16 protein-coding genes, 2 tRNA genes and 1 pseudogene are annotated in these 18,624 nt (G+C 56.3%); 11 read left to right on the top strand and 8 right to left on the bottom strand.

Going from position 1 to position 18,624, the window contains the following annotated elements; translation table 11 throughout:
- The first annotated feature begins 34 nt into the window (after window positions 1–34).
- A complete protein-coding gene (locus ACJ5NV_RS19775; RefSeq protein ID WP_411646531.1) occupies window positions 35–208 on the top strand; it encodes a DUF1674 domain-containing protein in 174 nt (57 codons plus the stop codon).
- 216 nt (window positions 209–424) lie between these two features.
- On the opposite strand, the gene ACJ5NV_RS19770 is transcribed toward ACJ5NV_RS19775, so the two are convergent.
- The gene (locus ACJ5NV_RS19770; protein WP_411646530.1) at window positions 425–1,297 is read right to left on the bottom strand and encodes a LysR family transcriptional regulator; all 873 of its coding nucleotides are present in this window, start codon (window positions 1,295–1,297) and stop codon (window positions 425–427) included.
- Window positions 1,298–1,456: 159 nt separating this feature from the next.
- On the opposite strand from ACJ5NV_RS19770, the gene ACJ5NV_RS19765 reads away from it, so the two are divergent.
- From ACJ5NV_RS19765 to ACJ5NV_RS19755, 3 genes are all read left to right on the top strand, one after another.
- Window positions 1,457–2,176, top strand: coding sequence for a hypothetical protein (locus ACJ5NV_RS19765; protein WP_411646529.1), 720 nt, complete (start codon window positions 1,457–1,459; stop codon window positions 2,174–2,176).
- 269 nt (window positions 2,177–2,445) lie between these two features.
- On the top strand, window positions 2,446–2,709 hold the full coding sequence (locus ACJ5NV_RS19760; RefSeq protein ID WP_411646527.1) for a hypothetical protein: 264 nt from the start codon (window positions 2,446–2,448) through the stop codon (window positions 2,707–2,709).
- 362 nt (window positions 2,710–3,071) lie between these two features.
- Window positions 3,072–4,145: a polysaccharide biosynthesis/export family protein gene (locus ACJ5NV_RS19755; protein ID WP_411646524.1), complete on the top strand. Its 1,074-nt coding sequence runs from the start codon at window positions 3,072–3,074 to the stop codon at window positions 4,143–4,145.
- A 6-nt stretch (window positions 4,146–4,151) separates the two neighbouring features.
- Here ACJ5NV_RS19755 and ACJ5NV_RS19750 read toward each other — a convergent pair whose 3' ends face one another.
- The gene (locus ACJ5NV_RS19750) at window positions 4,152–6,437 is read right to left on the bottom strand and encodes a calcium-binding protein (RefSeq protein ID WP_411646522.1); all 2,286 of its coding nucleotides are present in this window, start codon (window positions 6,435–6,437) and stop codon (window positions 4,152–4,154) included.
- Window positions 6,438–6,637: 200 nt separating this feature from the next.
- Between ACJ5NV_RS19750 and ACJ5NV_RS19745 the strand changes: the two genes are divergently transcribed.
- Window positions 6,638–8,014 carry a phosphomannomutase gene (locus ACJ5NV_RS19745; protein WP_411646520.1) on the top strand — a complete coding sequence of 459 codons (1,377 nt, stop codon included), beginning with the start codon at window positions 6,638–6,640 and terminating at the stop codon, window positions 8,012–8,014.
- Window positions 8,015–8,084: 70 nt separating this feature from the next.
- Here ACJ5NV_RS19745 and ACJ5NV_RS19740 read toward each other — a convergent pair.
- Together ACJ5NV_RS19740 and ACJ5NV_RS19735 are read right to left on the bottom strand one after the other, a co-directional pair.
- Window positions 8,085–8,160 (bottom strand) — tRNA-Thr (locus tag ACJ5NV_RS19740).
- 132 nt (window positions 8,161–8,292) lie between these two features.
- Window positions 8,293–9,540, bottom strand: coding sequence for a UbiH/UbiF/VisC/COQ6 family ubiquinone biosynthesis hydroxylase (locus ACJ5NV_RS19735; protein WP_411646518.1), 1,248 nt, complete (start codon window positions 9,538–9,540; stop codon window positions 8,293–8,295).
- Window positions 9,541–9,585: 45 nt separating this feature from the next.
- Between ACJ5NV_RS19735 and ACJ5NV_RS19730 the strand changes: the two genes are divergently transcribed.
- The 3 genes from ACJ5NV_RS19730 (at window position 9,586) to ACJ5NV_RS19720 (ending at window position 13,824) form a co-directional block, all read left to right on the top strand.
- Window positions 9,586–10,935 (top strand): amidase, encoded by a 1,350-nt coding sequence (locus ACJ5NV_RS19730; protein WP_411646516.1) that lies wholly within the window; start codon window positions 9,586–9,588, stop codon window positions 10,933–10,935.
- Window positions 10,936–11,232: 297 nt separating this feature from the next.
- Entirely contained in the window at window positions 11,233–12,813 is a 1,581-nt protein-coding gene (locus ACJ5NV_RS19725; protein WP_411646514.1) for a substrate-binding domain-containing protein, read from the top strand.
- A gap of 84 nt (window positions 12,814–12,897) precedes the next feature.
- Window positions 12,898–13,824, top strand: coding sequence for a type IV pili methyl-accepting chemotaxis transducer N-terminal domain-containing protein (locus tag ACJ5NV_RS19720; protein ID WP_411646512.1), 927 nt, complete (start codon window positions 12,898–12,900; stop codon window positions 13,822–13,824).
- A gap of 68 nt (window positions 13,825–13,892) precedes the next feature.
- Here ACJ5NV_RS19720 and ACJ5NV_RS19715 read toward each other — a convergent pair whose 3' ends face one another.
- The gene (locus ACJ5NV_RS19715; RefSeq protein ID WP_411646510.1) at window positions 13,893–14,921 is read right to left on the bottom strand and encodes a LacI family DNA-binding transcriptional regulator; all 1,029 of its coding nucleotides are present in this window, start codon (window positions 14,919–14,921) and stop codon (window positions 13,893–13,895) included.
- A gap of 89 nt (window positions 14,922–15,010) precedes the next feature.
- Between ACJ5NV_RS19715 and ACJ5NV_RS19710 the strand changes: the two genes are divergently transcribed.
- The 3 genes and pseudogenes from ACJ5NV_RS19710 (at window position 15,011) to ACJ5NV_RS20460 (ending at window position 16,862) form a co-directional block, all read left to right on the top strand.
- Window positions 15,011–15,087: transfer RNA gene (locus tag ACJ5NV_RS19710), tRNA-Arg, on the top strand.
- A gap of 213 nt (window positions 15,088–15,300) precedes the next feature.
- Window positions 15,301–16,059, top strand: a pseudogene (locus ACJ5NV_RS19705) (IS5 family transposase).
- 239 nt (window positions 16,060–16,298) lie between these two features.
- Window positions 16,299–16,862 carry a hypothetical protein gene (locus tag ACJ5NV_RS20460; protein ID WP_459167134.1) on the top strand — a complete coding sequence of 188 codons (564 nt, stop codon included), beginning with the start codon at window positions 16,299–16,301 and terminating at the stop codon, window positions 16,860–16,862.
- Between the two features lie 297 nt (window positions 16,863–17,159).
- Here ACJ5NV_RS20460 and ACJ5NV_RS19695 read toward each other — a convergent pair whose 3' ends face one another.
- The 3 genes from ACJ5NV_RS19695 to ACJ5NV_RS19685 all read right to left on the bottom strand — a co-directional run bounded on the left by ACJ5NV_RS19695 (window position 17,160) and on the right by ACJ5NV_RS19685 (window position 18,422).
- Window positions 17,160–17,567 carry a hypothetical protein gene (locus ACJ5NV_RS19695; protein WP_411646508.1) on the bottom strand — a complete coding sequence of 136 codons (408 nt, stop codon included), beginning with the start codon at window positions 17,565–17,567 and terminating at the stop codon, window positions 17,160–17,162.
- 76 nt (window positions 17,568–17,643) lie between these two features.
- Complete coding sequence (locus ACJ5NV_RS19690; protein ID WP_411646506.1) at window positions 17,644–17,964, bottom strand: hypothetical protein; 321 nt, start codon at window positions 17,962–17,964, stop codon at window positions 17,644–17,646.
- 143 nt (window positions 17,965–18,107) lie between these two features.
- Entirely contained in the window at window positions 18,108–18,422 is a 315-nt protein-coding gene (locus tag ACJ5NV_RS19685; RefSeq protein WP_411646505.1) for a hypothetical protein, read from the bottom strand.
- Window positions 18,423–18,624 lie beyond the last annotated feature (202 nt).

Here is an 18,624-nt window from a genome sequence, read left to right as displayed (position 1 = left end):
ATATCAAAGCCATGCGACCCACAAGGACAGCACCATGACCGAAGAAACGCAAAACCACAGCCCAGCCGCCGCCCGCGCACTTGCCGAAGCAGAAGAGCGGCGCAAAAAAGCCACCCCCACCCTGCCGACAGAACTCGGCGGGCGCGACGGCCCTGAACCCGTGCGCTTTGGCGATTGGGAAAAAAAGGGCATCGCCGTCGATTTCTGATTGAACGGCGTCACGGCCGGCCGGTCCTGTGGCAGAGCAATCAGGTTCGCAAGCATGGGACGGCGACCCGGTGCAGCGCAGTATCGGCTGACCTGTACGTCGCCTTGAGAGCACCGTTGAATGAAGCGGTCATTGGGTCTGGACGCAGCAAATGGCAGGTGTGAGTCCAGAGTAACCAACCTGCTGCGGGACAGCGAACATCGCCTATTGCTTTCGCTACGCAGGCAAGCGCGCAATCTCGCGGATCAGGTCATTCGTTTCTGATCTCGATGATTGGTGTCGGTATCGAACTGCAGACACAGTTCGTGATATTTCCATCCCGTCGAAAGAAATAGAAACAAGGCCTTTTTCAGAGGGTATTGCCGTCTCGGGCAAGATCACCGCACCTGATCCTTGTCGCGCAAGTTCAAGCAACCAATCCACGCGATTAGACCGATAGGCCGCATAGAGTTCATGACCGTGGTCAGCACAGGTGCTATGCAGAGCATCCCGCATTTCGCAATTGGGTCGGTCAAGCATGGTTGTCTTGGCAAGAGTGGACAGGGATACGGCTTCGAACTCCGACAAAGGATGCGAGTTTGAAATCACCACTCTGTAAGTCTCATCATAGAGATGATCTATTCGATAGAGGTCTTCACTGACCTGTTCTGCCGTCACCACGATGTCAAAATCGCCATCACGCAGCCGAGGCAGAAGCGCGGAAGAGCTGTCCACTATCAACTCGATTTCTACTAGTGGCAATCGCGCACGGATACGTTCCATGGCAGCCGAAATCCGGTTGTGGCCAATTGTCTCGCCAACACCGACCGAAATTGGCACCCGCTCCAGACGCGTATGCCGGACCGCCTCCGCCTTAGCCTGTAGGGTTTCATCGTGAACCTTCTGAAGTCTTGGCTGTACGAGTTTTCCAAGGGCCGTTAGCCTACATCCCGAGCGGTCTCTGACAAATAGATCGCCCCCAAGTTCGTCTTCTAGTTTCTTGATCGCGGTCGTCAACGAGGGCTGAGAGACATTCGATGCACTGGCGGCGTGGGTAAAGTTGCGATGCTCGCAAACAGCGAGAAAATACCTGATCTGGTGCATTTCCATCGCCGCATTCTCCGTCACTTTCTTTTCGAGGCCACTTAATCAACTTCAATAGTCTGTGTCTATCGAAGAATAGAAGTTTGGAATTGGTGTCTGAACCATCCGGCGTGGGAAAAGAGTGCATCGAAACAAACACGATGACACTCAAATCAGGAGACGAAAATGAAAACGCTAATGCTTCAAACCCTCGCCGCTTTGGCTCTGATCACGACTTCTGCAACCGCACAGGACAACCCAATGGAAAACCACACTGCCAGCTACATCGCCATGCCTGCCGCTGCCGACCAGTCCGAAGCTTTCGCCGCGTTTTTGACCGGAGCAGCACCGATCGTAGGTGAAACCGAGCCGGGCACCATCCTTTGGTTTGCTCTGCAAGCCGAAGATACGCTCGCGATTTTTGACATTTTCGCAGATGAAGAAGCGCGCAACGCTCACTTCGTCGGCACAGTTGCGGCAGCTTTGAACCAAAATGCTGATACGCTGGTCGCCGGTGGCTGGGATAACGGTGTTATGGCGAATATCAACAACTCTGATGTTCTTTCGGTGAAAGTCCCGACTGATCTCTACTCGGCAACAACGGCGACATATATCAAGCTTGAAGCAGCGCCAGGGAAGAGCGCAGAGTTGGCGGAATTGCTTACCGCAGCAGGCCCCATTGTTACAGAGACCGAAACAAAGACGTTGTTTTGGGCTGCGCTTCAGATCGACGAGAACAACTTCGCCATTTTCGACATCTTTGCCGACAACTCAGGTCGCGAAGCACATTTCGCAGGTCAGGTCGCAGGGCTGCTGAATGAAATGGCTTCAGAACTTGTTGCCGGCGGTTGGGATGATGGTGTTGTGGCAAACGTCCATAACTTCGACATCCTTGCCATCAAGTAGCTTGAACTAATTCAGGAAGGAGAGCCCGGTGCGAGCGCATTAGGCTCATGGCTGTTGGAACTTCTCATCTGAAAGCGGTCATTCGAGCAATCGCAGCGAAAGCTCACCCCATCCGCTTAGCTGACGCCAAAACCCAGTGCGGCGAAAGCCCGCATCGCTCACCGAAAAATGATCTGACAATTTGTCCCGTTCCGCCTTGGCGGGGTTGGACGCCCCCGGTATTCCCGATTATGTTCTGTAAGACTTCCTGTTTTGAAAGGTTCACCACGATGATGACCCGCACGACACTCGGCCTTGCGCTGTTTCTGACATCCTCCGCCACATTCGCGCAGGCCGCCTGCTCTGTCGATGTGATCCAGACCAAAGCACCAGAGGTCACAACCGCGATCCAGACCATCGCCGCGCGCAACCCCGACCGCGTGCCCGCCCTGCAGGCAGAGCTGGAACAGCAGATGACCGCAATCCAGAACGGCGGCGACATGGCGCCAGTCTGCACCTTCTTCGACCAGGTTATCGCCGAAGCACAGGGTTAAGCAGCGCAAAGCTTAACGCCAGCTTCATTCTTGCACCGTACATTGCCTTAAACCGGGGTTGCGCACGGTGGGGTCCGACGTTTTTCCGACGCAAGTCCGATACGATATCGGCCGCCAAAACCCCTTGAAAAAAGGCGTTAATACTTGATTCGACGGTTTTGGCGCGGACCACCCGGCCCGCAACCACCGACCGTTGCGCCACTCCACCGACTGGGAAAATTCCCCTCGTTTCACCCGCTACTTGTCGTGGATGGGCAGACACATTACTAAGATTGTACAAAGGCAGGCACATCGTTCAACGCGATGACACACAAGGGACCACATATTTGCGCGGTTGTCATATCGTTATAGTGTTAATTTCATTGGCTCTTTCCGGGTGCAGCCTGCCGCGTGGCGCTGGTTTCCAAGGCGAAGTGCTCGCTGCCTCCAGCGCGGGCAACCGCGAAGAGGGCATCGCACCTGTCTATGATTTCGCCGTATTCGAGGTGAACCGCAATACATTGCCCGTGCTGCAATCCTGGCCCGCGCTCCACACGCAATCATACCCGTGGATCAGGGGCGGTAATCAACCTGCTTCGCTGATCATCGCACCGGGTGACACCCTGCAGCTTGCCATTTGGGACGCCGAGGAAAACTCGCTTTTGTCCGGAACCGCCCAGCGCGTGACACCAATGGATGCGGTGCCGGTTGGCGCCTCCGGTCGCATTTTTATCCCTTATATCGGTGAGTTACAGGTTTCCGGCATGTCACCCGAAACCGCGCGCGCCCGGATTGAGGAAGAGCTGATCCGCAGCATCCCTTCGGCCCAGGTGCAGTTGGTGGTGGAACCCGGTCGGGCCAATACAGCGAATATCGTGTCCGGCGCGGGCGTGACCGGGCCGATCCCGCTGCCTGACCGGAACTACAAAATTCTCGATCTCCTAGCCCAAGCTGGCGGGCCAAACCCGACCTTTGTCAATCCGCAGGTACGGTTGATCCGCAACGACCGTTTGCACGGGGTCGCGTTTGACCGCTTGTTGCGTGAACCCAGCTTGAACACAGCCATGCGCGGCGGCGATACGGTGTTTATCGAAGATGACGAACGCCAGTTCCTCTCACTCGGGGCGACGGGCAGCGAAGCCGTTCATCCGTTTCCCTCTGCCGAGGTCACCGCACTTGAGGCATTGTCGATCATCGGCGGTGTCAGCGACGCGACCGCGAACCCGCAAGGCATTCTGGTCATGCGGGAATATCCGGTCAGCGCCCTGCGCGACGATAATTCTGGCCCGCCCAAGGATCGGGTCGTGTTCACCATTGACTTGACCTCTGCTGACGGGTTGTTTTCGGCCGGGAAATTCATGCTGGAAGATGGCGATCTGATCTATGGCACAGAAAGCGCGCTTGGTCCGGCACTTAGCGTCGTGGGATTGTTCAGCACCCTGTCCAGTCTGAACTAATCTCGTTCAGAACAAGTTGATATCGCTGGCAAATGTGCCGTAGTCGGTGATGCCGTCGATCACCAGAACGTTGCCATCCGCGAAATCAATGGTGACCCGGTCGCCTGCGATATCGCCATAAAAGAGCAACACATCCGCGGCAGAGGTCAGCCCGGTCCACAAGGCCGGGTCGAGCGTGATCTGGTCCTGACCTTGCGCAAAATCGGTGATCCGGTCCGTTCCACTGTTAAAGATAAAAGTATCGGCCCCGGCATCGCCGGTCAGTACATCGTTTCCGAACCCGCCGCTGATCACATCATCGCCCGCACCGCCGCGCAGCACATCATGGCCATTTCCGCCCTCCAGCACATCTTGCCCGTTACCGCCAAGCAGGCTGTCCGCGCCGTCATCGCCCCGCAGTGTATCATTACCCGCGCGGCCCAACAGGACATCGGCATCATCGCCACCCAACAGGGTGTCATCACCCTCCCCGCCAAAAAGCACATCTATCCCTGCCTCGCCATGCAATGTATCGTCCCCGCCCAGCCCGTGCAGGATGTCATTGCCCGCGCCGCCAAAGATGAGATTGGGGGTGGCGTCACCGATCAGATGATCGTCGCTGGCAGCCTGCGGTGGCACAGGGGAAGTGCTGTCAGCGGTCAGGACGTTGCGCAAGTCATTGATGTTGAAGGCGACGATCACCCCAAAACTGGGAAATGGATTATACGGGGCGCCCTGATCTGCGGGCGGGTCTGTTGGGTCGGGGCCGGGTGGCGGTGTTGCGGGACCGGGATAGCCCGGCTCCAACGCGTAGGACAAACGCATGCCGCCAATCAGATCAGCATCGGATAGCAGCCGGTAATCAATCGGGGCACCATCACTGCTTTGCACGATCAGCAGCTCTTCCCCATAGCGGATTTCGAACCCATCTGATCGCAGGCTCATCGTCAGCTGGCCCGGGTACCGCAGCATCGGCCAGAGCGACAGATCAAGGCGATCCTCGCCAAGGGTGAAATCCGTGATCGTATCCGTCACCCCGTCAGCGGACAGGATGAACAGGTCCGCCCCTGCGCCCCCGGTCATCGCATCGGTGCCATCCCCGTCACGGATGATGTCATCACCCGCGCCGCCCGCAATCACATCACTGCCATTATGGCCTTGCAGAATATCATTGCCGTCAGTCCCCGCCAGCAGCCCACCCGCCAGTGTTGCGGTGCTGGTGACCCCAGCGGTGCCGGTATCAAAGCGTAGCTTGGTCAGACCTTTGTCGCTGCTGCTGGCCACGTAGATCTCTATCCCGTCGGCAGTGCTGCGTGCTGAGATGGCGCTGACATTATCCAGCCCGATCTCGGTCGTGTCGGCGATATGGGCACGGGCTACAAGCTGGCCGCCTTCAAGCAGGGTAAAGACCGAAATCCCATCATCGGCGCCGCCTGCGATGACATAAGTTTGACCCGCATGGGTTATGATTTCCAGTGATGTGACGCCGCCGAACCGTATGTCCAGCGTATCCAGAAGGTGTTCGCGGATGATCAGGCTGCCATCCGGGGTCAGTTCCATCACGCTCAGGCTGTTGCTGCCTGCGGCGGACAGCACGACATAGGTGGCGCTGCCCACGGGTGCGATAGCCATCGCCGTAGGAGCGTTGATCCATAGCCCGTCAGCGGGGCCTAAATTTGCTGCCGCAGTCAAATCGCCGTACGGTCCCACCGCCCAGCTTGTGATACCGTTTTGCGTTTCACTGGCGCTGAGCAGGAAGCTTTGTGCGCCCAGTGTCGCCACGCTTACTGCTGCAATCTGTTCTGTATAGCTGCCCGTAGGGCCGGTGATCACCGCATCATCCAGCAGGGTGCCATTCGGGGCAAAATCCAATCGGCCCAACCCGGTATCGCCAGCCAGACCACCATAGATCACCTGCGTCCCGTCTGTCAGGGTCAAGCTTAACCCGTGCTGCAATCCTGTCATGCCGACCGGCAAAGCAACGCCAGCGCCGAGCACACCATCCTGATCCGGCACAATGATTTGCAACGCACCACCAACGCCGCCACCTGTCAGAATGGCAGGGCTGCCATCCAGCAAGAGCGTCATAAGGCTACCCATCCCGCCGGGCAAATCGCCGCCTTCAAACGCGCGCGTTGATATCAGCGATGGCGCTGCATCATCGATCATCCAGCTCTTTAAAAACCCGTCGAAACGCGTCGCGCTGAGCAGATAGTCGGTGCCACCAATCGTGACAATTTCCAGATCCGTGATATGCGAAACATGTTGATCGGATTCGTTCGCGACATAAGACGCAACAGTAAGTGATGACATGGGCCGTCCCCCCCAGGACGCAGACACATTCATCGGGGTGTTGCTGGGTTGCAGGGCGGCGCAATTACGGCGGCGGCAGGGCGTTTGGCATGTAATTTTTTCAATATCTCTGCAAATTTAAGGTATACCGCGATCAACCATTGTATTGCCGCTGTGGCGGGATCCGCAGGAATATGCAGAAAGCAATTGCAGGAGCATCCATGTCACCAAAATTCGGCACCAGCGGATTACGCGGACTGGTCACAGAACTGGCCCCCGATTGCCTTGCTGATTATGTCGGGGCGTTCCTGCGGACCTGCCCGGTGGGGACGGGGCTTTTTGTGGCCCATGATCTGCGGGCATCCTCGCCGGATATTGCCGATCAGGTGGCGCGGATCGGACAGGCGCAGGGGCTGACGGTGACGGTCTGCGGCCCCGCCCCGACCCCTGCGCTTGCACTGGCATCCATGCAGGTGGGCGCGGCTGCGATCATGGTGACGGGCAGCCATATCCCGGCTGATCGCAATGGGTTGAAGTTCTACACGCCCACGGGCGAAATCACCAAAGCGGACGAAGACGCGATCACCGCCGCGCTGGGCCAGCAGACCAAGGCTGTATCGGGACCTGATCCCGTGCAGGACAATACGGTCACCGAGCGTTATGCCAACCGCTACACCGGTCCTTATCGGGATGCGCTGGCAGGGATGCGGATCGGGCTTTATGCGCATAGCGCTGTGGGGCGCGACATGCTGGCGGACTTGTTGACCAAGCTGGGGGCAGAGGTCATCGCCCTTGGCCGCGCAAATCAATTCGTACCCGTTGATACAGAGGCCGTATCGCAAGAGTTGCGCACGCAGTTGCGCGCATGGGCTGCCGCACATCCCTGTGATGCCATCGTTTCTACCGATGCGGATGGGGATCGGCCTTTGCTGACGGACGCCAGCGGCACGGTTATTCCGGGCGATATTTTGGGCCAGATTACTGCCACCGCACTGGGGGCTGACACCGTGGTCACACCTGTCTCATCGAATACCGGCGTCGATCAATCTGGGTGTTTCGCCCAAGTGCGGCGCACCAAGATCGGCTCGCCCCATGTGATTGCTGCCATGGAGAAGGCGGCTGGTCGGATCGTGGGGTACGAGGCGAATGGCGGTTTCCTTTTGGGCTTTGCCGCCGATGCGCCGCATGGGACGCTTGCACCTTTGATGACGCGTGACGCATTGCTTCCGATTTTGGCGGTGCTTGCTGCATCGCGCGAAACAGGTGTTGCCGCGCGGGTCGCAGCCGAACCGCCCCGCTTTACTGCTGCCGACCGGCTGCAAGACATCCCGGCCGACCGTTCGCAGCCATTCATCACTGCCCTCGCTACCGATGCGGCGGCACGGAATGGTTTTCTGGCAAAGCTGGACGGTGCTGCGCAGGCTGTCGATCAGACCGATGGCTTGCGGATCACGTTACAAGACGGACGCATCGTACATCTGCGCCCCTCTGGCAACGCACCGGAACTCCGGTTTTATACCGAGGCAGACAGCGCGGACCATGCGCAAAGCACACTTGCGGCAGGGCTGGCCGCATTGAAGGCGCAGTTGGGGCATTGACCCTTGAGGTATCGCACAGCATTTCGCACCAGATTTCCGGGCGGTAACGCACGTCACAAAAAGAGATTTCTGGTGCCTCAAGAGGGACTCGAACCCCCGACCTTGTCCTTACGAAGGACCTGCTCTACCAGCTGAGCTATTGAGGCGCGCGACCGCTCGTTTAAACCCAACTAACGGTCCGTTCAAGCCAGATTCAGAACGAAAATTTGTCGTTGCCATTGCGTGCATTTCTACAGGTATAAATGCCTGCCCCGTTGAACCATTTACCAAGGTCACGCTTAGCCCTGCATTAATTTAGGCAGATCACCGGTCAGCCCGGCGGCCTCGCGGATAAACCCGCGCCGCAGGCCGGGGGCGGCGTTGATCAGCCCCATGCCGATATCACGTGCCGCCCGCAGGAGCGGGTTGTCATTGGAAAAGAGCCGGTTGAACGTGTCCGTGGCAATCGCCAGCGTCGTGGTGTCGAACCGCCGCCATTGTTGGTAGCGGTGCAGAACCTGAACACTGCCAATATCCTCACCTCGCGCGCGGGCGTCGGTCAGCACCTCGGCCAGCGCGGCCACGTCGCGCAAACCTGCGTTCAGCCCTTGCCCTGCAATCGGGTGCACCCCATGGGCCGCATCGCCGATCAAGGCAATGCGGTCGGCGATGAGACTGTTGGCCAGTGTAAGCCCCAGCGGGTAGGTAAACCGCGCGCCTGCCAGTGTGATTTGCCCAAGGAAACTGCCAAACGCGGGGCGCAGTGCATCCAAGAAATCATCGTCATTCATCGCGGCCAATGTGGCGACGCGATCAGCCTGTTCGCTCCAGACGATTGACGATCTGTTGTCGGTCAGCGGCAGGATCGCTAGCGGCCCGCCGGGCATGAAGAGCTGATGCGCAATGCCGTTATGCGGTTTTTCATGGGCCACGGCGCAGACAACTGCAGTCTGGTCATACCCCCAGCCGGTGCGCTTGACGCCGGCACGGCTGGCGGTGCCGCTTTGCCGCCCGTCAGACCCGATCAGCACCGCCCCGATCACTGATTTGCCAGAAGCAAGTCTGACAGTGACCTGCGTTCCATCAACGGTCTGTGCCACAACCGTTTCGCCGGGCAAATGGGTGATCCGGTCATCCTTTGCCATTGTGTCTAGAAACGCCCGGCGCAGGTGCCGGTCCTCGACCATATAACCCATGGGCCCTTCTTCGATTTCAGCATGATCGAAATGCATCATCCAAGGGCTGGGGCCTTCGCCTGAGCGGCCATCGGTAACCTTGATTTCCAACATGGGTTGAGCGTTGTCTGTCACCTGATCCCAGATTCCGATCCCGCGCAGCAACCGCTGCGATGCAAGCGCGAGCGCATAGCTGCGCCCATCAAACCCCGGTTTCTTCCGTCGGTCTACCGGCAGGCTGTCGATGATCGTCACGGTAAACCCGGCGCGGGCGGCGGCAAGGGCAAGGGCAGGACCATTCAGCCCGCCGCCCACGATGATGATATCAGTGTTCATACCCTGCAATATGGTGAGGTAGGCGGGATTGTCCATGTGCGGCTTGGTCGCTACCGTCGCGCCGAACAGCAGGAGAAGACGATGCAGGACTGGCGATGGATGACGGCGGCGGATCTGGGGCGGGACATCGCGGCAGGATCAATTGATCCGGTCGATCTGACAGAGGTGTTTCTGCAAGCTATCGACGCCCATCCGCATCGCGACCGTATCTATGCCCGCGTGACCCATGACCGTGCCCGGGCCGAGGCCGCAGCGGCCAGCGCCCGCGCCAAGGCGGGGCAGCGCCGCGGGCCATTGGACGGCGTGCCCGTATCGTGGAAGGATCTATTTGATACGGCTGGTATCGGGACAGAGGCCGGGACCGCCCTGATGGCAGGCCGTGTGCCGGATCGCGATGCAGCGGTGCTACGGACTGCGACGGCGGGCGGGCTGGTCTGCCTGGGCAAGACGCATATGTCCGAAATCGCCTTTTCCGGGCTTGGATTGAACCCGATCACCGCCACACCGCCTTGCATCAATGACCCTGACGCTGTGCCGGGTGGGTCGTCTTCGGGGGCTGCTGCTTCAGTCGCTTTTGGGTTGGCTGCTGCGGGGATCGGGTCTGATACGGGCGGATCGGTGCGCATTCCTGCAGCCTGGAATGATCTGGTGGGCCTGAAAACGACCCACGGGCGGCTATCGCTGAAAGGCACCGTGCCATTGTGTTTGACCTTCGACACGGTCGGTCCGCTTTGCCGTTCTGTAGAGGATGCAAATCTGCTGCTTGCCGTGCTGGAAGGGGGGCAACCAGCGGATCTGAAACAGTATTCTTTGCAGGGTGTCCGCCTAATGGCATTGGACACGATTGTATCTGAAGGTGTTCGCGCGGCCCCGCAGAGCGCATTCCGTGAGGCAGTCACACGGCTGGAGCAGGCCGGGGCCTCTGTCGAAACACGGCCTTTTCCACCGCTGCGCGATGCGTTCAGCGTGGCGGGCCTGCTCTATGTTGCCGACAGCTATGCATGGTGGCGCGATCTGGTAGAGGCGCACCCTGAAAAGATGTTTCCGCAGATTTTGGAACGGGTGAGCGCGGGCAAGGCAGTCAGTGCGCCGGATTATATCGCGGGATGGCGTGCCGTGCATGCGATCCGGGCGCAATATACGGCAGAGACGGCCGGTTTCGACGCAGTAATCATGCCAACCGCGCCGATGCTGCCGCCCAACGCAGCCCGTCTTTTGCAAGATGAAGGCTATTACAAATCCGAAAACCTGCTGGCCCTGCGGAATACGCGGGTGGCAAACCTGATGGATGTCTGCGCGATGACGTTGCCGACAGGCACACCATCCTGTGGGATCATGTTCAACGGGCGTAAGGGTGGCGAGGCTGCGCTCATGCGGCTTTGCGCAGCGGCGGAATCTGCTTTGCGCGGACAATCTGAGACTATCGACTGATGGCAAGAGGCGGCGCGCCCAAAAAATTGTCGCCATAATGGATACACTCAACGATTCGCGCTGCACAAAGGCACATTTCGAACTGATTTTTCAAATCAGGGTAAAATTCCATGTTTTGAAGTATTCCTGTGAGTTCAACCCTCTCTTGACAGAAGACTTACAGAATTTCTTTGGTCTGGCGCTCATTAACCTAAGAAGGCAAACGAATTGCCCTATTTTATCCACATTTTGATACTTTTGTGGGCGTTGCTGTGCTGTGGAGTCGGGACAGTCAAAAAAGGGAATGGAGACAGTTTAATGAAAAAGACGAGTGGGGCCCGTATGTTCGGGATTATCACTGTTGCCGGTTTGTTGACAATGGCCGCGGGGGCACAGGCGCAGCAGGTCACGCTGAAGTCAAGCGATGGCACAGTCAATATGACAGGTGATTTTGTAAACTTTCAGGATAATGCTTACGTTATTCAAACAGCATTGGGGCAGTTGCGCGTGTCTGCCAGCCGGGTCAGCTGTACGGGCGCAGCATGTCCCGATTTGAATTCGTCTGACGCCGACTTTGTTGTCGCAGGTTCGGACGGCATCGGCCTAGGCCTGATGCCACTTGTGATCGAAGGTTATGCAGGCGCGCGTAATGCTGCCGCATCTTTCGTCAATACGGGTTCAGAAGGCGCTATCGTTGCGGACCTTATCAGTGATCAAGGCTTCGGCGACGATCTGGTTGCGATCCGCGTAGCGTCAAGCAGCACCAGTGATGGCCTTGAGCAATTGCGTCGCGGCGAAGCCGAAATCGCTATGGCTGACCGGCGTATCCTTCCTGACGAAGCGCGCGCCCTGCGCGACAGCGGCGCCGGTAATATGATCAGCCCCGATCAGGAACATATCGTCGCAATTGACAGTCTGATTATCATCACGAACCCGAATAACCCGATCGATTCACTGGATGTCAGGCAGCTTGGCGGAATTTATAGTGGCCAGATTACCAACTGGTCGCAGGTTGGGGGGCCGGATCTGCCGATCGAAGTGGTTATCCGTGATGTTGGCGCGCAAAGAACTGATTCTTTTACCGCACGCCTTTTTGGCGATAGCGGGGCGACATTGACGCGGGATGCAACTTTCGTTCCCACAAGCAGCGACGTGTCGCTTTTCGTCAACCAGAACCCGGGTGGGATCGGTGTTGTCGGTTACGCCTTCCAGCGGGGGGCCAGCGCGGTCAATATCGTTAACCAATGCGGGATCACGATGTCCCCGGATGCGTTCTCTGCCAAGACAGAAGAATATGCGCTGCAACAGCGTCTGTTCCTATATGCGCGTCAGGATACAACCAATCCACAAGTAGAGGATTTTCTAGATTTCGTGACCTCGCCAGAAGCGGACAGCGTGATCCGCAAAGCCGGGTTCATCGGTTTCAGTGTCGACCGGCGCGAACAATCCTTTGACGATTCGCGCGCACGGGCCTTGCTGGATCCGAATGCAGATCCGTTCGAAGGTGGCTATATGCGCCAGATGCTGTCACGGATGGTCGACTATGACCGCCTGTCCACCACGTTCCGTTTCCGCACCGGCTCTGCCCAATTGGACGAACGCGGCGAAATCGACAAGGAACGTCTGATTGACTACCTGGCCACCCAGCCAAATGGCAGCGAAGTGCTGTTCGTCGGTTTCACGGATAGCGTTGGCGAATTCTCGGGCAACCTTGATCTGTCACAGCGCCGGGCGGCGCAGGTGGCTGAAGAAGTGGAAAGCTTCGCGGGTAGCCGGTTGAACGGCATCAATTTCACCTCCGTCGGCTATAGCGAGATCGCACCGTCTGGATGTAATGCCAGCGAAGAGGGACGGCGTATCAACCGTCGTGTCGAGGTGTGGATTAAATCACCCGCGTAACCCCAATGGATAGAGTGTGGCGTGCAAGCCCATGGGATCTCGCCGAAAGGCGTTCCCATTGGTGCGCACGATGGAGGACAGACAATGTTTGAAAAAACAAAACGGAAAGGGATGCTCCGGCATTCGGCGGTGTGGGGGGTCATAGCCGCAGCGGTGATTGGGCTCGCCAATACCACAAGCGCTCAAGCGCAAAGTATTCGCCAAGATGTCGGCGCAAGTGAACGGATCAACCTTGCAGGGCAGCTAAGCACGCTGAGCCAGCGGATCATTGCGTCGGCTTGTAATCTGGACGCAGGCATTGCGGTTGCGGAAAGTAACGCGGTGCTTCAGATTTCGGCCGATCAATTCGGCCGGATCAGTGATGCATTGCTTTACGGCAATCGTGGCTTCGGCATTCTGGGCGAAGAAAGCAGACCCCGCACTCTGCGGGTGATCGAAGACCTGAACGAAGCGTGGAACCCTCTGCTGGAACGGGCTGTTGCGACTGATGTCGCCGCAAACGATCCCGGCCAGATCGGGGCACTTGCAGATCAAAGCGGTCCTTTGATGGAATCCGCCAATATTCTGGTCAGTGAGATCACAGGGCAATATGCGGATCCGGTCTCGCTTTTGCATGCTGATGCGCTTTTGATTGATCTGGCGGGCCGACAACGCACTCTCGCGGGCCAAATGTCCAAAGATGTTTGCCTGATCGCGTCCGGGGTCAACGAAGCCAGTGCCAAAGCAGAGCTGGAGCAAACGATCAAGCTTTATGACGACACGCTGCTGGCATTGCGGAACGGTCTGGAAAGCGTTGGCGTGCGCCCGCCCCCAACGCAAGAGATCGCTGACGGCCTGCAATTCGTTGTTGAAGAGTGGAGCGCGATTCAACCGTTCCTAGACCGCTCCCTTGCCGGAGAGTCACTGGACGAAGCCGCGCGTCAGCGCGTTTACCTCGCCTTTCTCGGGATGGAAGCCCGTATGAACAACGTTGTGTTCATGTACGCCAAAAACTCGAAGCTTGGGAACTGATACGAAAAAGGGCCGCCAGCGAATTTCTGGCGGCCCTTTGTTTTGCGCATAGCCTATATAGAAACGCTTTAGCGCTTGTGCCGCAGCGTATCGCCGGCTGAAAGCGTTGGCTCAAGCGTCACAAGGTGAGGTTCCGGGTCAAGATCGCCCGCATTATGGGCCGCAATGATCTGCGCTGCTTTCACCCCAATCTCGCGTCGGCAAGCATCCATCGTCGTCAGGCGCAGCGGTAGACCTTCCAACAGATCCACACCGTTAAAGCCCGCCAAGCCGATTTTGCCGGGCACATCAATGCCCTGCTCCAACAGATAAAGAAGGCCACCCGCGCCAATCATATCATTGGAATAATAAAGAAAATCCAGATCAGGGGTCCTCTCGACCATCTTGGCAGTCATCTCGCGACCTTTGGCAAGCGCCGAGCCGCCAGAGTAGAATTCCTGATCAGCGATCTCGACCCCGGCCTTGGCAAGGGTGCGCGTAAAGCCTTCAAACCGTTTGCGGGCGCGGTGATCAAGCGGCATTTTCGTGCCCATAAACCCGATCCGACGATAGCCCGCGTTGATGATCTCTTCAGCCATCATTCGTCCGGCTCGGCGGTGCGAAATACCCACACAGGAATCGACAGGATCGCCGTCTACATCCATGATCTCGACCACCGGAATACCGGCCTGCATCAGCATCGCGCGCGATGCCTCTGAATGCTCCAGGCCCGCGATGATCACGCCGGACGGGCGCCAGGACAGCATTTCGAAAAGGACTTTCTCTTCCTTTTCAGGCAGGTAATCGGTGACCCCCACGACCGGCTGCAACGCCGTGTCTTCCAGTACGTCCGAGATACCCGACAGCACCTCTGGAAAGACCATGTTCCCCAGCGACGGAATGATCACCGCCACAAGGTTGACCCGCTGCGACGCCAGCGCACCCGCGATCTTGTTGGGCACATAACCAAGACGCTTTGCCGCATCTTGCACCTTTTGGCGGGTGGCCTCGCTGACATCGCCCTTATTGCGCAACACGCGGCTGACAGTCATCTCGCTGACGCCCGACGCTTCGGAGACATCGCGCAAAGTCAGGGTTCGCTTGGCTCTGGTGTTCACGAACGGGGTTCCATCAATCGTTTTAACATTGTTAACGAGCCTTTGCGCCGTTGACCAGATGGGCAAAGGCAGGCATTCAAGTCAGAGGTGGTCCCGTGGCTCAACTGGATAGAGCAGCCCCCTCCTAAGGGGCAGGTTGCAGGTTCGAATCCTGCCGGGGTCGCCAAAACTGCCTGAAAAATATGTGCCAGAAAAACCAGAAGTGCGCGCAAAAGAAACCAATTCTATGCGCAAAACTGTCGGCTCGCTGCGGGAGTTCTATATTTAATTGTTTATTTTCAATTATTTGCGACTTTCTTCGCCGACTTGGTCGCTAGGGTCAGGCCCCATTGATTTCCGGTTGGCTGCGTGATTCACCGCTGCAAAAATGGCTGTGAATATGTCTGATCTTTTGTGGCTAACGGATGCGCGGATGGCGCGTCTGGAGTCCTTCTTCCCAAAGTCACACGGCAAACCCCGCGTAGATGATCGTCGCGTTCTGAGTGGGATTATCTTCGTAAATCACAATGGCTTACGATGGCGCAATGCGCCTGCTGCCGATGGCCCACATAAAACGCTCTACAATCGCTGGAAGCGGTGGGGCAATAAGGGCATCTTTGCGCAGATGATGACGGGTTTAGCCTCCGAGCATGGCGAAGAAAAGACTGTGATGATTGACGCGACATATTTGACGGCTCACCGAACCGCGACCAGTATGGGCGTCAAAAAGGGAAGCGTGGACGCCTGATCGGTCGTACGAAGGGCGGGATGAACACGAAGCTTCATGCCATCTGCGACAGCCAAGGACGTCCGCTGAACATGTTCGTGACGGCCGGACAAGTCAGTGACTACATCGGAGCACGGGCACTTGTAAGCAGCCTGCCAGATGTTGATTGGCTGCTCGGGGGATCGCGGCTATGATGCTGATTGGTTCAGAGAAGCCTTGAAAGACAAGGGGATACGCGCCTGCATCCTGGGTCAAAAGCAAAGCAAGAAAACCGTAAAATACGATAAGCGCCGATACAAAAGGCGCAACAGGATCGAAATCATGTTCGGCAGAATCAAGGATTGGCGGCGCGTCGCAATACGATACGACAGATGCCCCAAGGTCTTCTTCTCAGCCATCACCCTCGCTGCACTCGTTATCTATTGGCTATGAGTCCTGACCCTAAAGCCTCCCGCCGAAAACCTGAATCATTGGGATTCCCATGAGAGCTGAATTGTGATTCATCCTGTTTGGGAGGATGTATCATGTCAGCACCTTTGCCGGACGCACTTAAAGCGTTATGCGAAAAACCTGTATCACTCAACGCTGCCTGAAATCATAGATTTCAACGCGTTAGCAGATACGTCATGTCTCAGGTATTTCGTCAAACGCTATAGGGTGCGGTTTCAGAAGTGATTGAGGAAGGGCTAAGCGGGCGTGCGGCGGCATTGCGGCTGAAGGTTTCGCCTGCCACTGGTGCGCGTTGGGGGCTTGCGATCCGCCGCACCGGACAGGCCCGCGCGGCCCCTCAAGGTCGCCCCATTGGTAAGGGAAAGCTCGATCCGCATCGCGCCTTCTTCACGGAGGTCATCGCGCAGGATGGCGACATCACGATGCCGGAACTGGCCTCTGCCTTGCATGATGCGACTGTTGTCCGCGCGCATCCGAACGCGATTGGCAAGTTCCTTCGCAAGCTCGGTTACCCATTCGTTTGGGTCAATAACGTAAGCTTGAGGCCTTGTTCCACCGGCAAGCTAGATCGGATCGCTCGACAGATATTGCCCTGCCTCCGCATCATAATACCGAAACCTGTTATAGTGCAGCCCGCTTTCCTCATCCGCCCATTGCCCTTGGAACCGGATGTTGCAGGTGACTTCGTCGCCGTTGACCGCTTTGCCTTTCCAGACTTCGATCTCTTTCTCGTCACCCCACAGCCCAAACTTTGCCCGCCAGGCCGTCCGCCGCCCGTCTTATGACACGAGTTCGCGCGGCGTGCCAATGTGATCCGTCACTACATAATACAAATCATCCCCAGCCAGTTTCGACATGGGCCGGAAGGTGTCGGGTTCGTAGATCCAGTCCTCCGCCGCGTCCCACGCGACAGTCCCATCCGCGTAAATCGGCGCGTCTGCGACGATCTGGTCGTCGTCCCATTGGTCGGTGCGGCGTTCGCCGCAGGTTCAGCGCAATTTCTTCTTTGCGTTTTCCCGTAATTAGTTCGAGGCGTCGAACAAGTAAGTCATCACGCATTTAGACGGCTTTGTGCAGCTATTTCAATACAGCTTGCGCTTAAAGAACCAATATTCTTCGCCCTCTTCGACAGTAATACCAACTATGGTTCTTCTATTAGGAAGAAGAATGGCGCACTCAATCTCGATTCTTATTTTTAGGCCCGATACCCAAACACGCATCAAGCTTCCTGCCTCTACGCTGACCCATTTTTTCGTGCTATCACCCCCAACATTGATAAATAGCCTATCCCTAGGTTCAATTCCTTCAGTTAACAGAAAATCTGAAAACGTGCTTTCGAAGGAATTTGTACTCTGGAAAGGTACAATTGCGTCTGGTTTCTCGAAGATACCGATAAATTTTTGCCAGACTGACATGGGAGGAACATCCAAAAGTTCTACGACTTCAGTATCTTCCATATCTGCTTCCGCAATAAAGGTCTGATTATCCATAAGGCTCACACAAACCGCACCTCATTCGAATACATCAAGTCGATAAAGCACGAAATTCCAAATTGCTAGCATCATTTCAAACCTCAAAATGACCATCACTAGAAAATGAAGTTTCATCAATATAGAAATGAAATTCATCGGGAAAATCAACTTTGCCACTATTCATAATCTCTCGAAGCCTAGCCTCACGTTCCGGTGATTTCTCCATGCTGCGAAAATAGAAGTTTCCTCGAAAAGACTCTATTAGTACCTCCATAATTTCATGCACGTCCGCCTCATGATCAGCAATTTCCGCGATATCCAGAGAAATAATCTCATCAAAAAGCACCAGATCACGTCCATCCTCTAGATAGAGTGGCGCGTTTTCAAGTTCTGCCTGTATTTCTTCAAGGGTCATCGATCTAGAACGGTGAGCTGTCCAACGGAATGTAAGCACCATTTGGGTCGCTCGTAAATGTCGCCCATGTTCCATTCTCCACTAGGTTTCGCTTTCCCCAAGGGCGTGACCTTCAAACGTCGAGATAATACTATATTTTCGAATCAGATGAGATCCACAGTGTCAAAGTCTTCATCCGTGATGATGAAACTAAACTCTTCACTAAGTTGCGTGAGAACCCGGCCAAATTCTACCCCTACACTGTCATTCCATGACGAGATTTCTATCAAGATTTCTTCTGTAAAGAATATTCGGATATCGAAGGTCCATTCACTTTGTGAAGATGTGCCCTTTAGAATTAAAAGATTGTCTTGAACATCTATACAAAACGGCTGACCAGAAACCAATGCTTTAAGCCGACCCCAGACATCAGATATCTGGCACTGTTTATTTGGACATATGTAATATTCTGTGCTCATCTATGATCCATGTGGACGACCTAAAGCCGTATGGTAGACGACAGTTTTAGCCGGTCTTTAAATAGGTTTGGTCCACTGGAGAATAAATACTCTGCAGCCAGCATGTCCAAACAAATTGCGCAAAAACTAGAGCATGTTGCACTCAATGGCCCTCATATCCTGCGGCCTTGAAGTAGTTGTAGCACTCTTCGTCTGAGAAAAG

Source organism: Loktanella agnita (genome assembly GCF_046640325.1).
In the GTDB taxonomy this organism is placed as follows: domain Bacteria; phylum Pseudomonadota; class Alphaproteobacteria; order Rhodobacterales; family Rhodobacteraceae; genus Yoonia; species Yoonia agnita.
Note: the sequence above shows the minus strand (reverse complement) of the source record. Positions and strands in the feature narration are given on the sequence as shown.

Excerpts from the sequence above, each read along its gene's own strand:
- ACJ5NV_RS19695 (WP_411646508.1), bottom strand. The coding sequence starts at position 17,567 with ATGGATAATCAGACCTTTATTGCGGAAGCAGATATGGAAGATACTGAA.
- ACJ5NV_RS19765 (WP_411646529.1), top strand. The coding sequence starts at position 1,457 with ATGAAAACGCTAATGCTTCAAACCCTCGCCGCTTTGGCTCTGATCACG.
- ACJ5NV_RS19735 (WP_411646518.1), bottom strand. The coding sequence starts at position 9,540 with ATGGACAATCCCGCCTACCTCACCATATTGCAGGGTATGAACACTGAT.
- ACJ5NV_RS19690 (WP_411646506.1), bottom strand. The coding sequence starts at position 17,964 with ATGACCCTTGAAGAAATACAGGCAGAACTTGAAAACGCGCCACTCTAT.
- ACJ5NV_RS19760 (WP_411646527.1), top strand. The coding sequence starts at position 2,446 with ATGATGACCCGCACGACACTCGGCCTTGCGCTGTTTCTGACATCCTCC.
- ACJ5NV_RS19750 (WP_411646522.1), bottom strand. The coding sequence starts at position 6,437 with ATGTCATCACTTACTGTTGCGTCTTATGTCGCGAACGAATCCGATCAA.
- ACJ5NV_RS19685 (WP_411646505.1), bottom strand. The coding sequence starts at position 18,422 with ATGAGCACAGAATATTACATATGTCCAAATAAACAGTGCCAGATATCT.
- ACJ5NV_RS19720 (WP_411646512.1), top strand. The coding sequence starts at position 12,898 with ATGTTTGAAAAAACAAAACGGAAAGGGATGCTCCGGCATTCGGCGGTG.
- ACJ5NV_RS19770 (WP_411646530.1), bottom strand. The coding sequence starts at position 1,297 with ATGGAAATGCACCAGATCAGGTATTTTCTCGCTGTTTGCGAGCATCGC.
- ACJ5NV_RS19775 (WP_411646531.1), top strand. The coding sequence starts at position 35 with ATGACCGAAGAAACGCAAAACCACAGCCCAGCCGCCGCCCGCGCACTT.
- ACJ5NV_RS19725 (WP_411646514.1), top strand. The coding sequence starts at position 11,233 with ATGAAAAAGACGAGTGGGGCCCGTATGTTCGGGATTATCACTGTTGCC.
- ACJ5NV_RS19745 (WP_411646520.1), top strand. The coding sequence starts at position 6,638 with ATGTCACCAAAATTCGGCACCAGCGGATTACGCGGACTGGTCACAGAA.
- ACJ5NV_RS19730 (WP_411646516.1), top strand. The coding sequence starts at position 9,586 with ATGCAGGACTGGCGATGGATGACGGCGGCGGATCTGGGGCGGGACATC.